At 56.2% G+C, this 21577-nt stretch carries 17 protein-coding genes; 3 read left to right on the top strand and 14 right to left on the bottom strand.

Annotation, left to right across the window (positions count from 1 at the left end):
- Positions 1 to 70: 70 nt before the first annotated feature.
- From kdpC to kdpF, 4 genes are all read right to left on the bottom strand, one after another.
- A complete protein-coding gene (kdpC, locus tag HYE77_RS09500) occupies positions 71 to 616 on the bottom strand; it encodes a potassium-transporting ATPase subunit KdpC (RefSeq protein WP_087693688.1) in 546 nt (181 codons plus the stop codon).
- A gap of 67 nt (positions 617 to 683) precedes the next feature.
- The gene (kdpB, locus tag HYE77_RS09495) at positions 684 to 2741 is read right to left on the bottom strand and encodes a potassium-transporting ATPase subunit KdpB (protein WP_177019481.1); all 2058 of its coding nucleotides are present in this window, start codon (positions 2739 to 2741) and stop codon (positions 684 to 686) included.
- A gap of 12 nt (positions 2742 to 2753) precedes the next feature.
- Positions 2754 to 4448 carry a potassium-transporting ATPase subunit KdpA gene (kdpA, locus tag HYE77_RS09490; RefSeq protein WP_003218753.1) on the bottom strand — a complete coding sequence of 565 codons (1695 nt, stop codon included), beginning with the start codon at positions 4446 to 4448 and terminating at the stop codon, positions 2754 to 2756.
- Positions 4449 to 4457: 9 nt separating this feature from the next.
- Positions 4458 to 4547 (bottom strand): K(+)-transporting ATPase subunit F, encoded by a 90-nt coding sequence (kdpF, locus tag HYE77_RS09485; RefSeq protein ID WP_003218754.1) that lies wholly within the window; start codon positions 4545 to 4547, stop codon positions 4458 to 4460.
- A 344-nt stretch (positions 4548 to 4891) separates the two neighbouring features.
- On the opposite strand from kdpF, the gene eat reads away from it, so the two are divergent.
- The 3 genes from eat (at position 4892) to HYE77_RS09470 (ending at position 7212) form a co-directional block, all read left to right on the top strand.
- Positions 4892 to 6256 (top strand): ethanolamine permease, encoded by a 1365-nt coding sequence (gene eat / locus HYE77_RS09480; RefSeq protein ID WP_003218757.1) that lies wholly within the window; start codon positions 4892 to 4894, stop codon positions 6254 to 6256.
- Between the two features lie 110 nt (positions 6257 to 6366).
- Entirely contained in the window at positions 6367 to 6534 is a 168-nt protein-coding gene (locus HYE77_RS09475; protein ID WP_008437727.1) for a DUF2897 family protein, read from the top strand.
- 99 nt (positions 6535 to 6633) lie between these two features.
- Positions 6634 to 7212, top strand: coding sequence for a TetR/AcrR family transcriptional regulator (locus HYE77_RS09470; RefSeq protein WP_008437726.1), 579 nt, complete (start codon positions 6634 to 6636; stop codon positions 7210 to 7212).
- Positions 7213 to 7240: 28 nt separating this feature from the next.
- Here HYE77_RS09470 and HYE77_RS09465 read toward each other — a convergent pair whose 3' ends face one another.
- From HYE77_RS09465 to HYE77_RS09420, 10 genes are all read right to left on the bottom strand, one after another.
- The gene (locus HYE77_RS09465; protein ID WP_008437725.1) at positions 7241 to 7573 is read right to left on the bottom strand and encodes a ComEA family DNA-binding protein; all 333 of its coding nucleotides are present in this window, start codon (positions 7571 to 7573) and stop codon (positions 7241 to 7243) included.
- 111 nt (positions 7574 to 7684) lie between these two features.
- Positions 7685 to 9679 carry a nucleoside-diphosphate sugar epimerase/dehydratase gene (locus HYE77_RS09460; RefSeq protein WP_008437723.1) on the bottom strand — a complete coding sequence of 665 codons (1995 nt, stop codon included), beginning with the start codon at positions 9677 to 9679 and terminating at the stop codon, positions 7685 to 7687.
- A gap of 164 nt (positions 9680 to 9843) precedes the next feature.
- Positions 9844 to 11022: a DegT/DnrJ/EryC1/StrS aminotransferase family protein gene (locus tag HYE77_RS09455; protein WP_102368428.1), complete on the bottom strand. Its 1179-nt coding sequence runs from the start codon at positions 11020 to 11022 to the stop codon at positions 9844 to 9846.
- A gap of 124 nt (positions 11023 to 11146) precedes the next feature.
- On the bottom strand, positions 11147 to 11743 hold the full coding sequence (locus tag HYE77_RS09450) for a sugar transferase (protein ID WP_032899673.1): 597 nt from the start codon (positions 11741 to 11743) through the stop codon (positions 11147 to 11149).
- Positions 11740 to 12957 carry a glycosyltransferase family 4 protein gene (locus HYE77_RS09445; RefSeq protein ID WP_087693685.1) on the bottom strand — a complete coding sequence of 406 codons (1218 nt, stop codon included), beginning with the start codon at positions 12955 to 12957 and terminating at the stop codon, positions 11740 to 11742. The genes HYE77_RS09450 and HYE77_RS09445 overlap by 4 nt, the downstream gene beginning before the upstream one ends.
- 2 nt (positions 12958 to 12959) lie before the next feature.
- Entirely contained in the window at positions 12960 to 14789 is a 1830-nt protein-coding gene (locus HYE77_RS09440) for a heparinase II/III-family protein (protein ID WP_102368427.1), read from the bottom strand.
- Positions 14786 to 16930 carry a bi-domain-containing oxidoreductase gene (locus tag HYE77_RS09435; protein ID WP_032899671.1) on the bottom strand — a complete coding sequence of 715 codons (2145 nt, stop codon included), beginning with the start codon at positions 16928 to 16930 and terminating at the stop codon, positions 14786 to 14788. Before HYE77_RS09435 ends, HYE77_RS09440 begins: the two co-directional genes overlap by 4 nt.
- A gap of 99 nt (positions 16931 to 17029) precedes the next feature.
- The gene (asnB, locus tag HYE77_RS09430; protein ID WP_177008091.1) at positions 17030 to 18958 is read right to left on the bottom strand and encodes an asparagine synthase (glutamine-hydrolyzing); all 1929 of its coding nucleotides are present in this window, start codon (positions 18956 to 18958) and stop codon (positions 17030 to 17032) included.
- A 10-nt stretch (positions 18959 to 18968) separates the two neighbouring features.
- The gene (locus HYE77_RS09425) at positions 18969 to 20288 is read right to left on the bottom strand and encodes an oligosaccharide repeat unit polymerase (RefSeq protein WP_371132929.1); all 1320 of its coding nucleotides are present in this window, start codon (positions 20286 to 20288) and stop codon (positions 18969 to 18971) included.
- An 8-nt stretch (positions 20289 to 20296) separates the two neighbouring features.
- Entirely contained in the window at positions 20297 to 21544 is a 1248-nt protein-coding gene (locus HYE77_RS09420) for a hypothetical protein (RefSeq protein ID WP_177068718.1), read from the bottom strand.
- Positions 21545 to 21577: the final 33 nt, after the last annotated feature.

Genomic DNA, 21577 nt, shown 5'->3' with positions numbered 1-21577 from the left:
TGACCGCATTCCAAAGGTGAAACTCAGTCGAATGTGGGAGCGGGCCTGCTCGCGAAAGCGGCGCCACGGCTTACAGTTTTTCCAAGGCCATGTTCAACGCCAGCACGTTCACCACCGGCGGCCCCACCAACGGGCTTTCGATGTGCTCATCCATCAAGCGCTGCAGGGTCGCCACCGGCAGATTACGCGCGGCGGCTACCCGGGCCAGTTGATAGGCAATCGCCTGCGGTGGCAAGTGTGGATCAAGACCGCTGCCGGAGGTAGTCAGCAATGCCATCGGCACTGGGCCCTGGTCTGGCACCAGCATTTTCCTGGCATCGTCAAATACACGAGTGGCCAGTGCGGGGTTGCTTGGGCCGAGGTTGCTGGCGCTGCTGGAAACCGTAGCAAACGCACCGGCAGATGGCCGTGGGTGGAACCAGCCGTCACCGGTGAAATCCTGGGCAATCAGGCTCGAACCGCGAACCTTGCCGCTGGCATCGTGCACCAGGCTGCCGTTGGCCTGGTCAGGGAACGCGACTTGCGCCACGCCAGTGACAACCAGGGGATAGGCCACACCGGTGATCAGGCTCATCAACACCAGCAGGCTCAGGGCAGGGCGGATAATGTTGGACATTTCAAATTCCTCAATTCGGTCATTGCAACCTGCAGGCACCGGTTTGCCGGTACCTGCGGGCATCGAGTCAAACCAGGTGCAGCGCGGTCAACAGCATGTCGATCGCCTTGATGCCCACGAACGGCACCACGATCCCGCCCAGGCCGTAGATCAGCAGGTTGCGACGCAGCAACGCCGCCGCACTCGCCGCCTGTACACGCACACCGCGCAGCGCCAGCGGGATCAGCACCACGATGATCAGCGCGTTGAACACGATGGCCGAGAGGATCGCGCTCTGCGGGCTTTGCAGGTGCATCACGTTGAGCACACCCAGTTGCGGGTAGATCGAGGCGAACAGCGCCGGCAGGATCGCGAAGTACTTGGCCACGTCGTTGGCGATGGAAAAGGTGGTCAGCGCACCACGGGTCACCAGCAATTCCTTGCCGATCTGCACCACGTCCAGCAGCTTGGTCGGGTCGCTGTCGAGGTCGACCATGTTGGCCGCTTCACGGGCGGCTTGCGTGCCGTCGTTCATTGCCATGCCGACGTCAGCCTGGGCCAGCGCCGGGGCGTCGTTGGCGCCGTCGCCGCACATCGCAACCAGGCGACCATCGTTCTGTTCGTGACGAATGCGCGCGAGTTTTTTCTCTGGGGTGGCTTCGGCGAGCACGTCATCCACACCGGCTTCAGCGGCAATCGCAGCAGCGGTCAGCGGGTTGTCGCCGGTCACCATCACGGTGCGGATCCCCAGCTTGCGCAGCTCGGCAAACCGTTCGCGGATGCCGGGCTTGACCACGTCCTTGAGGTGAATCGCGCCGAGCAATTTGCCGTCGGCACACACCAGCAATGGTGTGCCGCCGCTCTGGGCGATCTTGTCGATTTCCCGCGACAGCGCCGGTTGCAGGTCGCGCCGTTGCAGGCCAATGAACGCCAGCAGCGAATCCACGGCACCCTTACGGAACACACGGCCCTGGTAGTCGACGCCGGACAGGCGGGTTTCCGCGCTGAACGGTACCGAGGTCAGCTCATCCGTCGACGGCTCGGCTTGCGGGTGCTGGCCGCGCAGGTATTCGACGATGGACTTACCTTCGGCCGTGTCGTCCGCCAGGGATGCCAGCAGCGCGCCCTCGGCCAATTCCTTGCCGCTGACACCCGGCGCGGCGATCACGTTGGTGCAACGACGGTTACCGAAAGTGATGGTGCCGGTCTTGTCCAGCAACAGCACGTGCACGTCCCCCGCCGCCTCCACCGCGCGACCGGATTTGGCGATCACGTTGAGGCGCACCAGGCGGTCCATGCCGGCAATACCGATGGCCGACAACAGGCCGCCGATGGTGGTCGGGATCAGCGTGACCAGCAGCGCCACCAGGAACACCAGCGGCAGGTTGCCATTGGCGAAGTGGGCGAACGGCTGCAGGGTCACCACCACCAGCAGGAAGATCAGCGTCAGGCCGATCAGCAGGATGTCCAGCGCGATTTCGTTGGGGGTTTTCTGGCGCTTGGCGCCTTCCACCAGGGCGATCATGCGGTCCAGGGTCGACTCGCCCGGGTTGGCGGTGATGCGGATCATCAACCAGTCCGAGACCAGGCGGGTGTTGCCGGTGACGGCCGAGCGGTCGCCGCCGGATTCACGGATAACCGGGGCCGATTCACCGGTGATGGCCGCTTCGTTGACCGCGGCAATCCCTTCGATGACTTCGCCGTCACCCGGGATCATTTCCCCGGCGACCACGCGTACCACATCACCTTTGCGCAGGCTGGTGGCCGGCACGACCTTGAAGCTGCCGTCGGCTTCCTTGCGGCGGGCGCTGAGGCCCTCGCTGCCGGCCTTGAGGCTGTCGGCGCGGGCCTTGCCGCGGCCTTCAGCCAAGGCTTCGGCGAAGTTGGCAAACAGCACGGTGAACCACAGCCAAACGGCGATTTGCACGGCGACGTAGGTCGGTACGGCAACATCCGGCACGAAGCACAGGATGGTGGTGAGGATCGCGGTCAGCTCGACCACCAGCATCACCGGCGAGCGTTGCAGCTGGCGCGGGTCCAGCTTGACGAACGCCTGGACCAGCGCCGGACGCCACAGGGCCGACATTGCGGTCTTGGCTGGCTCCTGGGTTTTCACGGGAGCCGCGTTTTTTGCAGGCATATTCATTTTCATATCCCCTTAGAAGCCCATGCTCAGATGTTCAGCGATAGGCCCAAGTGCCAGCGTCGGCAGGAAGGTCAGGCCGCCCACCAGCAAAATGGTCACGGTCAACAGGGTCACGAACAGCGGGCCGTGGGTCGGGAAGCTGTTCTGGCCAATCGGTGCGGTCTTCTTCATCGCCAGGCTGCCGGCCAGGGCCAGTACCGGGAGGATGTAACCGAAGCGACCGAGCAACATCGACAGGCTCAACATCAGGTTGTGGAACGCGGTGTTGGCACTGAAGCCGCCGAACGCCGAACCGTTGTTGGCACTGGCCGAGGTGTAGGCGTACAGCAACTGGCTGAAACCGTGGGGGCCAGGGTTACTGATGGCACCGGCCGGGCCAGGCAGGCTGGCGGCGATGGCACCGAGTACCAGGGTGCCGACCGGCATCACCAGCAAGGTCACGACCAGCAACTGCACTTCCTTGGCCTGGAGTTTCTTGCCGAGGTATTCCGGTGTACGGCCAATCATCAAACCGGCGAGGAACACCGCAATCAACACGTTGAGCAACATGCCGTACATGCCGGCGCCGACGCCGCCGAAGATCACTTCGCCGACCATCATGTTGACCAGCGACACCATCCCGCTCAGGGGGTTGAGGCTGTCTTGCATACCGTTGACCGAACCGTTGGACGCGGCGGTGGTCGCCACCGACCACAACACGGTGCCAGTGGTGCCGAAGCGCGCTTCTTTACCTTCCTGCGGTGCCGCCTGCTCAACCGCCGGGTTGTTCAGCGCCGGGTTGGGTTGGTACTCGGCCCACATCGCGGTAGCACCGCCGATGATGAACAGGGCCAGCATGCAACCGAGGATCGCCCGGCTCTGACGCAGGTCTTTCACGTAGTGGCCAAAGGTGAACACCAGCGCCACCGGAATCAGGATGATCGCGCCCAGCTCAAACAGGTTGGCCCAGGCAGTCGGGTCTTCGAACGGATGCGCCGAGTTGACGCCGAAGAAGCCACCACCGTTGGTGCCCAGTTGCTTGATCGCAATCTGGCTGGCAGCCGGGCCCAGTGGGATGACCTGGTCAACGCCCTGCATAGTGACCGCGTTCACATAGTGAGCGAAGGTTTGTGGCACGCCCTGCCAGACCAGGAACAACGCGAACACCAGGCACAACGGCAACAGGCCGTAGAGCGTGGCGCGAGTCATGTCGACCCAGAAGTTGCCCAAAGTCTTGGTGGATTTGCGACCGATCCCACGGCACAACGCGACCAGTACGGCGAGGCCGGTGGCGGCACTGACGAAGTTCTGCACGGTGAGGCCGACCATCTGACTGAGGTAGCTCAGGGACGCTTCACCGCTGTAGTTCTGCCAGTTGGTGTTGGTCATGAAACTGATGGCGGTGTTGAACGCCAGGGTCCATTCCTGACCCGGCAATTTCTGCGGGTTCAGCGGCAGGTATTCCTGGAACAGCAGGATCGCGAACAGCAGCACGAAACCGGCAAGGTTGAACGCCAGCAACGCCAGCGCGTATTTCTGCCAGCTCTGTTCCTGGTCTGCATCGACACCCGAAAGGCGATAGCACACGCGCTCGACCGGGCCGAACACCGGCGTGAGCCAGGTTCGCTGCCCTTCCATTACCTTGTAGTAGAACCGCCCCAGGGCCGGTGCCGGAATCAGCACCAAGGCAAAGAAGGCGATGATCAGCCAATAGTCATAACTGTGCATAGCCTGCTCCTAGTTCCGATCCGCGCGTAACAGCGCAACCAGCAGATAAATGAACAGCGCCACAGCCAACAGCAGTGACACCCCGTCCAGAACGCTCATGGAAGTTTCTCCGTCGTGCGGCGACTGCCGCGTGTAGGAGGATTGTCCGCAGGAGTGGCGTAAAGGAACGAGAGCGACGGTATGGGTGGGGCGTAAAGACGGCGTAAAGAGTGGGTTTATGCGGGGTTTACGGGGGGTATGCACTTCAAATGTGGGAGCCGGGCTTGCCCGCGATAGCGTCAGACCAGACACCAACGCCCTTATCTGGTGCAGCGCTTGAAATGATTCAAACGCCAAACCGTTCCCTCGGCGACAGTTCGGCGCCTTTACGACACGGCTTTGGTTAATGGCATGTCCGCTGCAATGCCCTGAAACATTCCAAACCGTTCAGGGAGAGCTACACGATGAACACACAACTCAAACCCACCTTGGGCACTCTGCATTTGTGGGGCATCGCAGTCGGGCTGGTGATTTCCGGAGAGTATTTCGGCTGGAGCTATGGCTGGGGCGTGGCGGGAACATTGGGCTTCCTGGTGACCTCGTTGATGGTCGCCGCCATGTACACCTGCTTTATATTCAGTTTCACCGAGCTGACCACCGCGATTCCTCATGCTGGCGGCCCTTTTGCCTACAGCCGCCGGGCGTTTGGCGAGAAAGGTGGCTTGATTGCCGGGTTGGCGACGCTGATCGAGTTCGTCTTCGCCCCACCCGCGATCGCCCTGGCCATCGGCGCATACCTGAACGTGCAGTTTCCGGCCCTCGATCCGAAACATGCGGCCGTCGGCGCCTACATTGTGTTCATGGGCCTGAACATCCTCGGGGTGAAGCTCGCCGCCACCTTTGAATTGGTGGTCTGCGTGCTTGCCGTGGCCGAGTTGCTGGTGTTCATGGGCGTGGTCGCTCCCGCCTTCAGCTTCAGCAACTTCGCCCTCAACGGCTGGGCCGGCTCCGACACCTTCGGCGCACCGGCGATCGCCGGAATGTTTGCGGCCATACCCTTTGCCATCTGGTTCTTCCTCGCCATCGAAGGCGCCGCCATGGCTGCCGAAGAGGCGAAAGATCCCAAGCGCACTATTCCAAAGGCCTACATCAGCGGCATCCTCACCCTGGTGATTCTGGCCATGGGCGTGATGTTCTTTGCCGGTGGCGTGGGTGACTGGCGCACCCTGTCGAACATCAACGACCCGCTGCCCCAGGCGATGAAAACCGTGGTCGGCGACAGCTCGGGCTGGCTGCACATGCTGGTGTGGATCGGCCTGTTCGGCCTGGTGGCCAGCTTCCACGGGATCATCCTGGGTTACTCCCGCCAATTCTTCGCCCTGGCGCGCGCGGGCTACCTGCCCTCCTTCCTCGCCAAACTGTCGCGCTTCCAGACGCCGCACCGGGCAATCATCGCCGGCGGCATCGTCGGCATCGCCGCCATCTACAGCGACGGGCTGATCAACCTGGGCGGCATGACCCTGACCGCCGCGATGATCACCATGGCGGTGTTCGGTGCCATCGTCATGTACATCATGAGCATGCTCAGCCTGTTCAAACTGCGCAAGACCGAGCCACTGCTGGAGCGCACCTTCCGCGCCCCGGGCTATCCAATCGTGCCGGGGATTGCGCTGGTACTGGCCGTGGTCTGCCTGGTGGCCATGGCGTGGTTCAACGCGCTGATCGGCCTGATCTTCCTGGGCTTCATGGTGGTGGGTTTTGTGTACTTCCAACTGACCGCGCAAGACCGCGCCGATGCACCGGCGGACGCTATGTTGACCGGGCTGTAAGGCTACCGGGGCAGAACGGGCCTACAATGAACTACTAAGAAAGCCCGTTACTCAAAGCAGTCATTACCGTGGGAAATTTCCCCACGGTTTGCTGCCTCAAGGAGAGCCCTATGCCGTGGTATGCCTGGTTGATTTTAGTGGTCGCGATCGGTTCGATCGTCGGTGGTTTGTTGATGCTGCGAGACAGCGCCAACAAGGTTGAATTGACTGATGAACAACGTAAGCGCGTGGCAGAACGCAATGCCCAAGCGGACGCCAAGGATGCGCAGGATCGCTGAGACTGAAGCGGCTCCCCGTTGAGCCGCACAATTTTGTAAACACCCGCGTATGCCCAGCGAAGCTTGGTTAATATGGCCTGATGTTTCGGAGGCCTTCCCATGCGCTATTCACAAGACCACAAAGCTCAAACCCACCAGCGCATCATCAAGGAGGCCTCGGTACGCTTTCGCCGCGACGGCATTGGTGCGACCGGCCTGCAGCCGCTGATGAAGTCGCTGAACCTGACGCATGGCGGGTTTTACGCGCACTTCAGGTCAAAGGACGAGTTGGTGGAAAAGGCGTTGCAAGAGGCCGCAGCTCAACTGGATGAACATTGCAAAAAGCTGTTCAGCCAACAGCGACCGTTGGACGCGTTCATTGATAGCTACCTGTCGCAATGGCATCAGACATCACCTCATGAGGGGTGCCCGCTGCCCACGATGTCTTCCGAGCTGGGGTTGCGCGGGCAGAACAGCAGGACGACGGATGAGGTGCTTAACGCCCGGCTCAAGCAGGTCGAAGCGGCCCTTGATAGCCCGAATGCCCGCGAACAGGGCCTTGTGCTGATGTCGACGCTGGTGGGAGCGTTGGTGTTGGCAAGAAGTGTGGAGAGCGCCGAATTGGCCACGCGGATTCTTGATGTGGTGCGGGGGAGCTTGAAAGCGGGGTTCTGCGGCCAGAAGAAAGCCGGTCAATGACCGGCCTCCTCGCCTGCTTTTCAGATGTTCAATTGACCTCAAGCCTGTCGCGGTTCTTCTCCAGCAATGCCTTGCCGATACCTTTTACTTCCAGCAACTCATCTATCGCAGTGAAGGGCCCGTTGGTTTCGCGGTAAGCGACGATGGCCTTGGCTTTGGCTGCGCCAATGCCGAAGAGGTCCCGGCGCAGGGTTTCGGCGTCTGCGGAGTTGAGGCTGACCTTGGTGGTGTGGTCGACCTTGGTCATTTGTGTGGAAATGGAGGTTGGCGTTTCGGGTTTGGTGGAAGGTGCGGCAGTAGTGGCTAGGGAGAGGCTGGCAAGAAAGGCAAAGACAAAGGATGAGAAATAAGCTTTACGCATAGGTGACACTCCATGACATCGATAAGGGAAAAGCAGCTTTTCCGAAGCTGCTTTTCAAACTTAGGCGATGTTTGGGGAGAGTCAAAAATGGGTGAGTTACAGGGTGTGAACTCAGGGCTCAAGACGACGCTGCTGGTAGATCCAGTCGACGATTTCACCGTCCGGGGAATAGCCGCTGACCGTTTCGCGCAGCAACTGACGCACACGCGTGTAGTCATCCTGTTCCACGGCGCTGAGCAGCTCCGTTAATCGGCCCTTCAACACCTCCCAGGGCAAGTAGTCTTCATTGGCACTCATAATCATCGGGTGCGGCGTCGTGACTACGTTGTCGCCGATCAACAGTTCCTCATAAAGTTTTTCGCCGGGACGCAGCCCCGTAAACTCAATGGAGATGTCACCTTGAAGATTTTTATCAGAGCGAATACTCAAGCCGGAAAGGTGCACCATCTTCTCGGCCAGCTCGACGATTTTCACCGGCTCGCCCATATCCAGAACAAATACGTCACCGCCCAGCCCCATGGAGCCCGCCTGGATAACCAATTGAGCGGCTTCAGGGATGCTCATGAAATACCGGGTAATCTTGGGGTGCGTAACCGTCAGCGGGCCACCGGATTTGATTTGCTTGTGGAACAACGGGATCACTGATCCTGATGAGCCCAGCACATTGCCGAACCGCACCATGGTAAAGCGGGTCTTGTTCACACGGGAAACATTCGAAGTCTCACCGAAAAGCACCGGAGCAATTTCACTGCTGAGCGCCTGCAGTGTCATTTCTGCGAGACGCTTGGTGCTTCCCATTACATTGGTGGGACGCACCGCCTTATCAGTAGAGATCAGCACGAAGTTCGCCACATTGGCGCGTAAAGAGGCTTGCGCGGCGCTCAGCGTGCCCATCACATTATTCAGCACGCCTTCAGCAATATTATGCTCGACCATCGGTACATGCTTGTAAGCCGCCGCATGGTAGACCGTGTTCACGCGCCAGGTTTTCATGACGTCAAAGAGCTTTTCCTGATTGCGCACAGAACCCAGGATTGGCAATAACTTAACTGAAAGCGACTCACGCACGATTCGCTGCTCAAGCTCTTGCAGGATGCTGTAGAGATTGAACTCGCTATGCTCATACAACAGCAGTGTCGTGGGTTGCAGCGTGAGAATCTGCCGGCAAAGCTCAGACCCGATTGAACCGCCCGCCCCGGTTATAAGAACCGACTGCTCCTTGATGCAATGTTCAAGCAGCTCGTCCTGAGGGGGGACAGAGTCACGGCCCAACAAGTCAGCAATATCAACTTCCTGGATATCATCGACTTTCACTCGCCCGCTGGCCAAATCCATAAAACCGGGCACGCTTTGCACATGGAGTGCGAACCCCTCCAGGAAGGTCAATATCTCCCGGCGGCGCCCACGATTGGCAGACGGAATGGCGAGAAGAATCTGCTGGGCACCGGTGACGTCAACCATCTGCTGGATATGCTTTGGCTTATAGACATGCAAGCCTGAAATCACACGATCGGCAATGCTGCTGTCATCATCAATAAAGGCGACAGGACGCAACAGCCTCCCCATGCGCAATGCAGCAACCAATTGATTACCGGCTGCCCCCGCACCATAAATGGCCACCTTCGGCAGTCCATCATCTCGATTGGTAAAAGGAACATGTTGCGCAGCCGCGAACCAGTCTCCCAGGAAATACTGGCGCATCGCGAGGCGTAGCCCCCCGATCATGACCATGCTCAACCACCAGTAATTGAAGATGACCGAGCGTGGAACGAACAACTGATGGTTGCCGCTCCAGTAAACAACCAGCGCGAGAATCAACGATGACAGGCTGACGGCCTTGATAATTGCGATCAGCGCATCGTTTCCAAAATAGCGCATGACTGCACGGTACATACCAAACCGTACAAACAGCGGAATAGCGATGACCGTGGCGCTCAGGAATAGCCATAGGTATTCAGTGAAAGGATTGATCAGCTCATCAATCCCCAAACGAACGACAAAGGCCATCCAAAGGGCAAACCAGACAAGAAAAACGTCGGTCACTACCTGGAAGGCACGTTTCTGCCGCCGCGTTAAACCCAGTAATAAGGTTCTCAACTTATCCATAACGCCTTGAAACACCTCTGTTACTCCTAAAGTACATCCGCCACCACCATGGATGATTCCAAGGGACCTCATACCATGATGATGGAAAATTCCATTTGACTGGCCCGCAGCTCAAATCCTTCTGCGTTGCAAACAAAGACGGGCATTCCTGACTGTCTAACTGATTACTCTTCGGTAGCCAACTGCATAACGGTCTTGAGCACCGAGCATGTCTTGTCGATCTCATGCTGCGTCAACGTCGGGTGCACGAGAAACATTACACTTGTTTCGCCGAGCTCCCGTGCTACCGGCAACCGGCTCGCCGGACGCCAGCCAGTATTGTCAAACGCCTTCTCCAGATAGACCTCGGAGCAGGAACCGGAAAATACCGGAACGTCTCGTGCCGAAATCTCCGCCAGAATACGATCACGATCCCATCCGGCCTTGAGAGCCTGAGGCTCGACAAACACGTAGCACTTATACGCCGCGTGAACACTGCCCTCAGGCATGATTGGCACACGCAAACCTTTGAGTTGGCTGGCGCACTCCCATATCTGCCCGGCATTCGCCAGCCGGCTGGCCTGCCAGTCGGTCATGCGCTTGAGCTGAATCCGACCGATGACGGCCTGAACCTCGAGCATTCTCCAGTTCGTACCGAAGCTTTCATGCAACCAGCGAAAACCAGGAGGATGGTTACGTTCGTAGACAGCTTCCCAGCTTTTGCCATGATCCTTGAACGACCACATGTCCGACCACAACTTACGATCGTTGGTTGTGACCATTCCGCCCTCGCCACCTGTGGTCATGATCTTGTCCTGACAAAAGGACCAGGCAGAGATATGGCCAATTGACCCCACCGGGCGCCCCTTGTAACGGGCGCCATGGGCCTGGGCACAATCTTCGATCACTTTAAGGTCGAATTCCTCGGCCAGGGCCATGATCGGATCCATATCGCAAGGCCAGCCAGCCAAATGCACACAGATTACGGCCCGGGTGCGAGGAGTCAGTACAGCGCGGATAGTCTGCGCGTTGAAGTTTTGCGAATCGCGATCCACATCGGCAAAAACCGGAACAGCCCCGGCATTCACAATGCTCGAGACGGAAGCAAGAAACGTGCGTGAGGTGACAATCACTTCATCGCCAGCACCGATACCCAACGCCTTCAAGGCAAGGTCCAGGGCAACCGTTCCGTTAGCCAGGCCGATGGCGTATTCGGTGCCCGCCCATGCAGCGAACTCCTTCTCAAACTCACGCCCCTGTGTACCAGTCCAGTAGTTGACCTTATTGGACAGAATCACATCACGTACGGCGTCAGCTTCCTCTTCAGTAAAAGAAGGCCAAGGAGAAAATGGTGAATTCAACACAACCAGTACCCGTCAGTTTTCATTCGAAAATATGAAAGACTCGTCACTACGAGCCCCGTTGCAATTCGCTCAATCCGCTGTTCGCGAGGCGCCTATATTTCAAGAACCGTCCAGGCAAGGCGGCTCATGGCTTGGAACCTGTGAACTTCGGCGCGGTAGCTTCGCCTTCGGCACTGATACCGTCACGCACCAGAACTTTCTTGATTGTCAGGAAAATCACCTTCATATCCAGCCAAAAAGACTGATTGTCGACGTACCAGGTATCCAGCTTGAACTTTTCTTCCCATTCAATTGCGTTCCGACCGTTGATCTGCGCCCAACCGCTGACGCCAGGGCGAACCTCATGACGACGATATTGCTCGACGCTGTAGAGAGGCAAGTATTCCATCAGTAACGGTCGTGGACCTACCAGGCTCATATCGCCCTTGACCACATTCCACAATTCAGGCAATTCATCCAGGCTACTGGAGCGCAGAAAGCTGCCAAAGGCTGTCATGCGCTGGGAGTCCGGTAAAGGCTCACCATTTGCATCATGAGCATCTCGCATCGTACGGAACTTGATCATTTCGAAAGGCTTGCCGTTCCGACCTGGTCGTACCTGGCGAAACAAGACGGGAGAGCCCAACTTCTTGCGAATGTTCCAGGCAATAATTGCTATGACCGGCGAAAGCAGAATTAGTCCAAGCAACGACGCAAATAAATCAAATCCACGCTTGATCATCTAACACCACCCTCCAGCCAATCTACAAACCGGTCAGCCAATTTACGCCGGTCAAACTCTCTGACCGCCAATTCTCTGCCTCGTGCGCCCTTCGCCCGCAGCTCGTCACGGTCATCTGCCGCCTGTATCAAAGCATCTGCGAAAAGCGCAGCATCATCTGCAGGTACGACAAAACCGCAGTTCTCGGTGGAAATCATCTCGGCGAGCCAGCCCGGGTAGTTATTTAAAACAGGCAACCCTGACGCGATATAGTCGAAAAACTTGTTAGGCGACGTTCCGTAGTAAAAGGCCGGTACGTTTGCCAATATCTGCAGCCCCAGGTCCGCGCTGGCCATCAAACCGGACAACCGGGCCTTGTTCACCGGGGCATGAAATATCACATTGTCCAGCTGTTCTTCCGCTGCACGCTTCTGAAGCGCGGGCTTGAGCTTGCCCTGCCCGATCAAAACCAGCCGGATATCATCGCGCTTTCGCAGTTTAAGCTCTCGAGCCGCATCGAGCACCGCGTCCAGCTTGTTGGCCACTCCATGAGTACCCGCGAAGACCGCTACCAGATGGCTTTTATCCACTCCTGCCGGCAACCATGGCTCAGCAGGCGTGTTGAAAATATCAAGGTCACAACCGTTTGGGATCATTTCGATTCGGTCACGCGCCACACCGCGGTGCGCAATGCCATCCACAATACCTGGCGACAACCCGATGAGTCGGTGAGCCGAGCGATAACTCGCCCACTCAAGAAAAGACATGGCGGCAAGGATCAATGGATTACGAATGACGCCCATCGCTTTCGGCAGTTCGGGCCAGAGATCCCGGACCTCAAATACAAACGGCTTATTACGAAACCACCGGGCGAATATCCCGGGGATACCGGCTGTCAATGGCGTGGTGGTCGCGAAAACCAGATCGTAGCGCTCGGTTAGCGCAATCCCGATACTGCGCACTGCAAACTTTAAAAAGCTGAGCGCTCGAACGAACAGGCCATCGCTGTTGGAGTACGCCAGGTCAAATTCGATGATCTCGATACCGTCGACGGTACCTTTGCGTTTTCCACCAACGAAAGGGCTCTCCAGCCCCGTTTCGCCGCCACCATAGCTGCCACAGACCATGGTTACCTGGTGCCCTCTCGCAACCAGACGACGGGCCATCTCATAGGACCGGATTCCGATTGTTCCTTTCGGAGTAGAAAAATGCTGATGAAAATAAAGGACTTTCATGTCTACCAGTGATACTCCGTAGTCAAAACGCCCGCCGAAGTCACCTCAACCTCAAGCACCGGCACTTCAGTTTTTTGTAAGTAGTAACGAGACTCCCAACCCTGGACGAGCGCTCGTCGCACGATAGGCATGCTGCCTGCAACCGACAATCGATGGGAGCCGTTGGTCAGGACGTCGCCCTCAAGCCGCCAGTCCCCCGGCTGCAAACGCCAGCGTAGAACTGCACGATCCTTGAATCCGCTAAATTCATCCCTGACCAGCATGCCGGTGTCGCTCAGGCTCACATGCCGCTTATGACGGACGCCGTTACCGTCGATATACGTGGCGCCGCAGGCGCTTGTTCCAGCCTGCTCAACCAGGCTTTCGACCTGGCGCGTACGCAACCACTCCCCGAACAGAAACCGGCTGAGCCTCGGCATCTGGTCTCGCCCATCGAGTTGAAGGGTGTTGTGGCTGGCGGTACCCGGAAAATAACTCAGCCACTGGGCAGAGGTGTTGTAGCTGAAGGTACCTGCATCCCGGAGCAGGTTAATGCCTGCACGCCATAGATCCACATGCAGGGCATCGGCCTGGCTGGGGCGAAACCGGAAGCGCGGGTAGCGCAATACAGCGAAGGTTTGTTCACGCCGCAACAATGCATAACCACCCTGATCAAACAGCTGGCTACCTGGACGCTCCGCTACCGCCGATGGGCCGGGCAGCAGCAGCCATTGCAGTGGCAAATCCCATTCACCTGCCGCCTCATAGGCTCTCTTTCCGGCAAACAACGCCATGGACAACTGGACCGAAGGCCTGAAGTCGCGATAGTCCGTATCCGTCAGTGGCAGCAGCCGGGCACCATCATTTGCGCCAATGTTCGGAGCATCTCCAGTGTGCTCGTCGACCAACGAAAATAACCAATGCGCGGCTGTGCGAGCCCTGAGTTGGAAAGTGGCGGAGAACGCCGGGAGCCCCAGCTTGTTTCTCCAGATTTCAACCATGGAAAATGTGTCGAGCATCACCCGATGATAATTGACGGAGTACTGGCTGAAACTGCCATCTTGCTCGATCAGCCGAGCGGCCCGGTTTTCGAGCCATTTGCGCCCCAATCGCTGCCAGCGTTCGCCCTCGGGGCAACCGCTTGAGGTCAACCAACTGCCGCCGACAAAAAGTGCAGCCGCCTCGGAAGTCCCGTGGTTATTGTCCTGAGCCATCGCATAGCTCAGCGTCGGCTCGATACGCTTGAGGTGCAGTCGGACCAGATCCACAAGCCCCGGCAACGGGTTGGCAAACTGTTCGACAATGACCGAACTCATCGCCAGGTGCAGGACACGAATGGACGCCTCCTGACCGCACTTCCAGTTCGGACCGCAATAGGGAGGATTGTTGACACACCAATCCGTCAACCAACCGTTTAACTGCGCCGTCCCTGAAGCCCCGCTAACACAGGACTTCTGGGCAAAGACCAACGTCCAGTCAAATCGCGAAGCTTCCCAGATATTCTTGATATCACCGACAGCGGCATCAAAATCAGGAATCCGCCACCATTCCCGGCCGGGATCAGGCACTCGAACTCCATTCAGCGGATTCAAATGCCAGTCAGGGGGCGCGTCCGATACCGGGCATTCCCAGAACCCGAAATACCGGACCTGGGAATCCCATTGGGACGCACATGGCAACGAGCCGGCCTGCCTCGCACTTTCCGCAAAAAACGGGCCTTGAGGAATTTCAGCCCGAAGGCGTCGGACCGGGTTCAAGCCAGTCTTGACCCCGAGCCGATACGTCAATGCACGCGCCAGATTGCCAAAACCGAGAGCTATCGCAGTTTTGGCTTTAACAAGAAGAAGGCTCATTGCTCGCGCAGAATCCGGGCAACTTCAATGCTCACGCGCGCCACTTCGAAAATCTCATCGGAAGTGATCGGCGTGACCGCCCCGTTTTGCACCGCTGCCAGGAAAGCTGCAGCGCACTCGCTTTGCCCCTTGTTCTGTTTCCAGAGATTCAGCTTGCTGAAGCCCGGCCAGCCGAACCCCTTCAACTTGCGGAAGTTATCCAGTTGCAGGACGCGTCCGGCAGCGAAAACTTCAACTCGCTCTTTTGGAAAGCTTGAAGCGCCATTGGCCAGATAGAGGATGGTGCCGAAAGAGCCATCCTCAAACCCCAGGGTGATCGCCGCTTTATCTTCCGTAATGGCAACAGCAGGCGTATCGCCCATTCTGCGGGCCTGGATCGAAACAATTTTGCTGCCCGCGAGAAAACGCATCAGGTCGATGAAATGACACGCTTCGCCAATAATGCGCCCACCGCCGACTGACGGGTCCTGGGTCCAGTGATTTGCGGGAATCGCTCCGGCATTCATCGTCATGATGAAAGACTTGGGCTCTTTTACAGCCGAGAGCAACGCCTTCATCTTTTGCACCTGCGGCGAAAAGCGTCGATTGAACCCCACCATCAAATGTGGCTTGAGCCCTTGTTCGACAGCCTTTCGATAGGCCTCTTCAACCGTTGCCAGATCCTGGGCTTCAATTGCCAATGGCTTTTCGACGAACACATGTTTACCCGCCTCCAGCGCTTGCGCGACAAAACGGGCATGGCTGTCGTGCCGGGTGACAATTGCAACAGTGTTGATCGTGCTCTCGCCAAGCATCGCACTGATATCAGTCGAGGCTTGTGCAAATCCGGCCTTGCTGCCGTGTATTACACCGTTGATGCCACCGGCAGTCACAATCGTATGGAACTGAGCCCCTGCGGCCTTGAATGCCGGTATCAGCATTCTTGATGCATAGTTTCCTGCACCGATGAAGCCCACCACGGGTTTGACCGGGTCGAAACTGGCTACCGCACCAGGTGCCAGCACCACTTCCTTGATGTTTCGCTCGGTCTCTTCCGAGGTGTACTGAAGAATGATGCCCAGCGCCGAATTATCCGTCGTAAGCGTCTGATAGGCATCCGCGGCGTCTTCGAATGCAACCCGATGGGAGATCAACGAGTTGACCTCCAATTGGCCGCTGGCGAGCATGTCCAGGACGGCTTCGAAGTTGCGCTGCTCAGTCCAGCGAACGAAGCCAATCGGGAAGTCGTTGCCTTGATCTTCGTAACTCGGATCGTAGCGCCCGGGCCCGTAAGAACATGAAACCTGGAATGTCAGTTCCTTCTCATAGAAGTCGGCTCGACTCAACTCAAGCCCGGTTACCCCTACCAGAACAATGCGCCCACGCTTACGGCACATGTGTGCCGCCTGGGTGACCGGGTCGGACGACTTGGTCGACGCCGTAATGATGACGCCATCCACCCCTCTTCCGCGGCTGAATGTCATTCCCGCCGAAACAACATCTTCGCCCTTGCCGGGGTTGCAGGTTTCGGCGCCATAACTGCGAGCCAATGCCAGCTTTTGCTCATCGAAGTCAACGGCAAGTACCCGGCAGCCTTGAGCCCGCAGGAGCTGGACCGTCATCAGTCCGATCAGGCCTACGCCGGTGACTACAAAGGTTTCCCCCAATGTCGGCTGAGCCAGACGAATGCCCTGCAAGCCGATGCTGGCAAGCACGGTAAACGAAGCGGCTTCGTCGCTGACCGAGTCCGGAATCAAGGCACACAGATTCTTGGGAACAACAACGATATCGGCATGAGGACCATTGGAAACCACACGGTCGCCCGGCTTGAACCCGGACACATCATTGCCCACGGCACCCACAACACCCACGTTGCAGTATCCAAGCGGCAACGGCTGCGCAAGCTTCGAGCGAACGGCTTCCACCGTTGTCGCCAAGCCATCGGTCTGGACCTTTTGCAGAACCATGCGGACCTTGTCAGGTTGCTGGCGAGCTTTTTCCAACCAGTTGGCACGGCCAAACCCTACCAGCATGCGTTCCGTGCCGGCAGAAATCAGCGTATTGGTTGTATGGATCTTTAGCGTGCCACTACGAACGGCGGGAGCGGGTGCATTAACCAATGACGTCTCACCGCTAGCCATGTTCTGAACAACCTGCTTCATGCATTCACACCAATAAAGTTAAAAATTCACTCATCACTGAGAAACTTGTATAGAGCTATGTATCCTACCATCGGATAAGGCCGCGGCGTCGCCGCCCACTCAACCGTCGAGGGCGAAATCGCCGTCCAGATACTGTTTGCACCAGAGTTCCATGCAAACGATGCCGAACAACGTATAAGCAGCGTCTATCCGGCCTGAACGATCTGCTTCGATCAGATGCGCCACCGCCTTGGGATCGAATATCCCCCTTTTCAGCAGGGATGCAGGAGAAAGCACCTCATCGACCAAAGGCTTCAGGCGTCCTTGCAACCAGTTGCGAAGCGGTACGCCGAAGCCCGTCTTGGGCCGGTAGATGACGTCGTGAGGCAGATAGGGTTCCATGGCCTTCTTGAAAATCCATTTCCCTTCCCGGCCTTTTTGCTTGATATCCGATGGCAGTGAGCCAGCCAGGCGGACCAGGTCAAGATCCAGCAGCGGCACACGCACTTCAACGCCCGTCGCCATACCCATCTTGTCGGTGTAGTTGAGATTGTGATCGGTGAGAAAATGCTTGCACTCCAGGGTGAGCATTTTATCAAGGGGCGTGGCATCCGAAGGCAGCCGCGAAAGTGTTTCTCGCATCGGCGCAAACAGATCATCGGCCGCCAGCTGGCGTCGCAAGTCTGGCGCCAACAGGCCATACGCCTGTTCAGGTTCAAGCCAGAGGAAATAACTGATCAAGCGATCATCAGCAGGCAAGTCCGCATAGCGAAAAGCCTTCCCGAGACGACGAGACAGCGGAGAGGATGCAGGAAGCAGGTTTGAACTGCTGGCCAAAACCGAACGCAGCGGTCGAGGCATTCCGCCCCACCAACGCTCTTGCGCCAACGCGAAATGACGACGATAGCCCGTGAAAATGTCATCTCCCCCGGCACCCGACAGCAGAACCTTGATGCCGTTCTGGCTTGCCAGTTCCGAGATGAACAACGCATTCAGCGCCGCCGGATCCGGCGTAGGTTCATCGAGCAGATAAACCATTTCAGGCAGACGATCCATCATCTCATCGCCGACGCCTACGACATGCAGGTCGACATCCAGATGCTTGGCAACGCGCTGTGCGTACGGAAGGTCATCGGCGAACCCCTCGTTCGCAGTGGAGCCGTTGTCTACACGGATACTGAAGCACTGCAACCGCCCCTTATCGCGCATTTCCTGCGCTGCAAACGCGACGATGGCACTGGAGTCCAAGCCGCCTGACAAGAATGAACCCAAGGGTACGTCGGACACCAACTGACGCTGGACGGCAGTCCTGACGGCATCGGCGACATCAACAGCGACATCAGCAACCGTTTTTGTCAGGGGTTTCTCGGAAATCGGCAGTTCGTAGTAAAACCAACTCTTCTCGATATGCCCATTACGGACGCATAACGCTTGGCCAGGTAAAACCTTTTTGATATCCCGCACGATCGTCCGATCACCCGGCGACCAGAGAAAACCAAGGTGCGCGAGTACGGCTTGCGGGTCGATTTCAGTTTTACTGAAGCCGCCTCGGATCAAGCCCTTCATTTCACTTGAAAATGCAAAACAACCATCACTGGAATGGATATAGAGGGGTTTGACGCCCATCTGATCTCGAGCCACCCAAAGCGTTTCGGTGTCGCGTTCCCAGAATACGACCGCGAAAATCCCGTTCAAACGGTTTAAACACTCAATCCCATAACGACAGAACAGTGCGAGCAATACTTCGGAGTCGGACTGGCTGGAAAAATGATCCCCCGCCGCTTCGAGATGAGCCCTTAACTCCCGAAAGTTATAGATTTCACCGTTAAACACCATGACCACTCGCCCATCGGCAGAGACCATGGGTTGATGACCGGCGGAAGTGGTATCGAGAATGGAAAGGCGCACCTGGCCCAACCATACACCAACGTCGGTATCGGCCCAGACGCCTTGATCATCAGGCCCACGACGTCGAATAAACGAAAGCGCTGAAGAGAAGTCAATAGATTCCCGCGTTCCGTTGTGAATGTAGCCCAAAATTCCGCACATATCAGTTTCTCTAGATTGGGTTATTGACTGGCTCTTCGCGCTTTGAGCTCAAGAATAAAAAAGGAAGCGATATAGACGCCATGAGAAGAACGACCGAAGCCAGTTCCCCACGAAAAAAATGAAGCATGGATGCGACTGCCAATGCATAGATACCCAATGCTCTATCACTTTTAGGGTTATAGACGACTGCGCCATAAAGCCGCCCACCTATAAGCCCGATAAAAAAGCCGCCGAACAATACGCCTAAGGTGCCAAAATTCATATAAATCTCGCCAAATATGCCCGGCGGCAATGTCGTTCCTTCCGTGAGCCATTTATCTGGCCAAAAAGCACTTGTAAATACGCCGGCAGTGGTAAGCGGCTTGTCAGGAAAAAGCCCCGAAGGTAACAAGATCAATACGACCATCAGCAGCATTGAACCGTTTTGCCACTCTAGCTTCTGTGGCATAGCGTCTATGAGCACGGTCATTGTTTGCAACTGCATCAGATTACCCGTGAACTGTATCGCTAAAAAATGAACAAACGATAAAAAGACACCTTGATTTTCGTCGACAAAATAAAACTTACCTGTTGCGAGATACTCTTGCTTAAACAAGTGGTAAGCCATCAGAGAAACAAACATTACTGCGCCGAGCACAGCACCTTTTACGAGGTTGACACGCTTGACACGATAGTGCCGGACTATAATCAACGACAATATGATAATGAAGATTGTTGACTTCTGCCCTTGAAGCGCGCAAATAAATAACCCGCCCAAAAAGTACAGCCAGAAACAAAAACGCTCGGCACGTGATTTTTTTCCACTACGCGTCAAACGTATGAACCAGGCAAGCGAGACAGAAAGCATCAGGTTTTCCAGAAGAAACAGGCCGTTTAACCCTGCAAACGCCCTTATCCGATCACTGGCGCCATGAAGCAAACCGGATATCCCCCCCAGAATAAAAAGGATAGTTAAAAATCCTAGCAACGCCACCAAGGTAAATATAACTGCCCTTTGAAAAAAAATCCTTGAGCTTACGATTTTGCGAGTTCTACCGGGAAAACTAAGATAAGTTTTTCGCCCCAGCCAGCACCCCATCAAAACGAAAATCAACGTCCCGGCATACAGTAAAACTGCATAACCTATAGAGCTGTCCTTATCGAAAAAAGGATACTCCCAATATTGAGTAAACCCGTCAAACCCCATGATAAAGGGATACAGAGGGACGATGACACCTGCGAACCATATAACCAGAAAGAAAAAACCAAAACTAAAACAATCGAAAACCCCTTTCCCTGGTTTGGGTAACAAGCCCTCTTGCTCTGTATATTTATTTTCCAACGTTTTCACCTCTTGGATCATAATTCAGCGAGGCGGGCTCTCACCGCAACCAGGAGAAGTACTGAGGATAACGCAGCACCAACGAAATATCCCAGGACTCCAGACCAAGCACCCAAAATGGGGATACCTACGTATAGAATCAAAAAAACAAACAAGCCTTCGACGATATTGGTTTTGAGGCTCAAACCAAAAATACGCAACGCGACCAGTAGCGTACCGCTCGTAAGTGCAACGGCCTTCAACGGCAGGGTCAATGCCAGCACAATTACATAGATGGCGGTCTGCTTATAAGCACCACCAACAAACAACGCCCACACTGTAGAGACTGAAATTAGCAACAGTGCAACCGTAGACGAAATCTTCAACATGCTTTTGGAAAGTGCGTGATACCTGTCGCGGAGCTCACTTTTATTATTGATTACTTCTACCAAGTCCGGCAACGCCCTTTGCGCAATTATTGCCAACGGAAGTAAACCAAGTATGAGACTCAATATGGCAATACCAAAAAATCCAATTTCATCAGCTTTTACATGATAGGCGGTCAACATCAAAACAGGCAAACTGTCCACTAACAAACGAACAAATAGACCTGCATTGTTAATCGCCCCGGACTTGGCGCTAGCCACCAATCCGCTGCGATTCACACAACGGAAATCCAACGCCAGCACAATATGAGCTCGTAGCTTCCACCATATCGCAGCAAGACAGGAAAACTCTCCAATGTAACGAGCGACCATCCACCCTTTGATGCCAAACAGTTTCGTCAATACAACATGCATAATAACGCCAATGGACGTAACCAGCATCAGCACGAAATAAATTTCGCGCATTGCCTTCGCACCTTGGGCAAATCCCGTAGTCACACGAAGCAGATTAGTTAGCAGGACCAGGCCACAGGCATTAAAAACATATGAACTGATCACTGAAGTGAATAAAAACTCATGCGCTATATATACCCCTGAGATCACTACACCTGAAGCCATCGCAACTAACAAAAAAACCTGGCGAAGCACTTCACTTTGGTGAAAAACACCATTGCTCGCCGCGGTGTCGCGGATAGCGATACTCTGCATGCCCAAGCTGCCCGCAAGTACCACCAGTGCGATAATTGTTTCCAGCGAGCGCACCGTACCGACCACTGAAGGATCAACCCAAGGCGTGATTAAAAACTGACTTATTATTACGCCACCCTGAATACAGGCCGTAATAACAATAAGCTGCAAAAGCTTTGAGTTCTCAAACATGCCGATCAGACGATTCAACACACGGTACCGCCATCAACCTTTATAAATATTCTC

It is taken from the genome of Pseudomonas sp. IPO3774, from assembly GCF_013386835.1.
Lineage (GTDB): Bacteria > Pseudomonadota > Gammaproteobacteria > Pseudomonadales > Pseudomonadaceae > Aquipseudomonas.
This window is presented reverse-complemented; position numbering and strand designations above follow the sequence as displayed.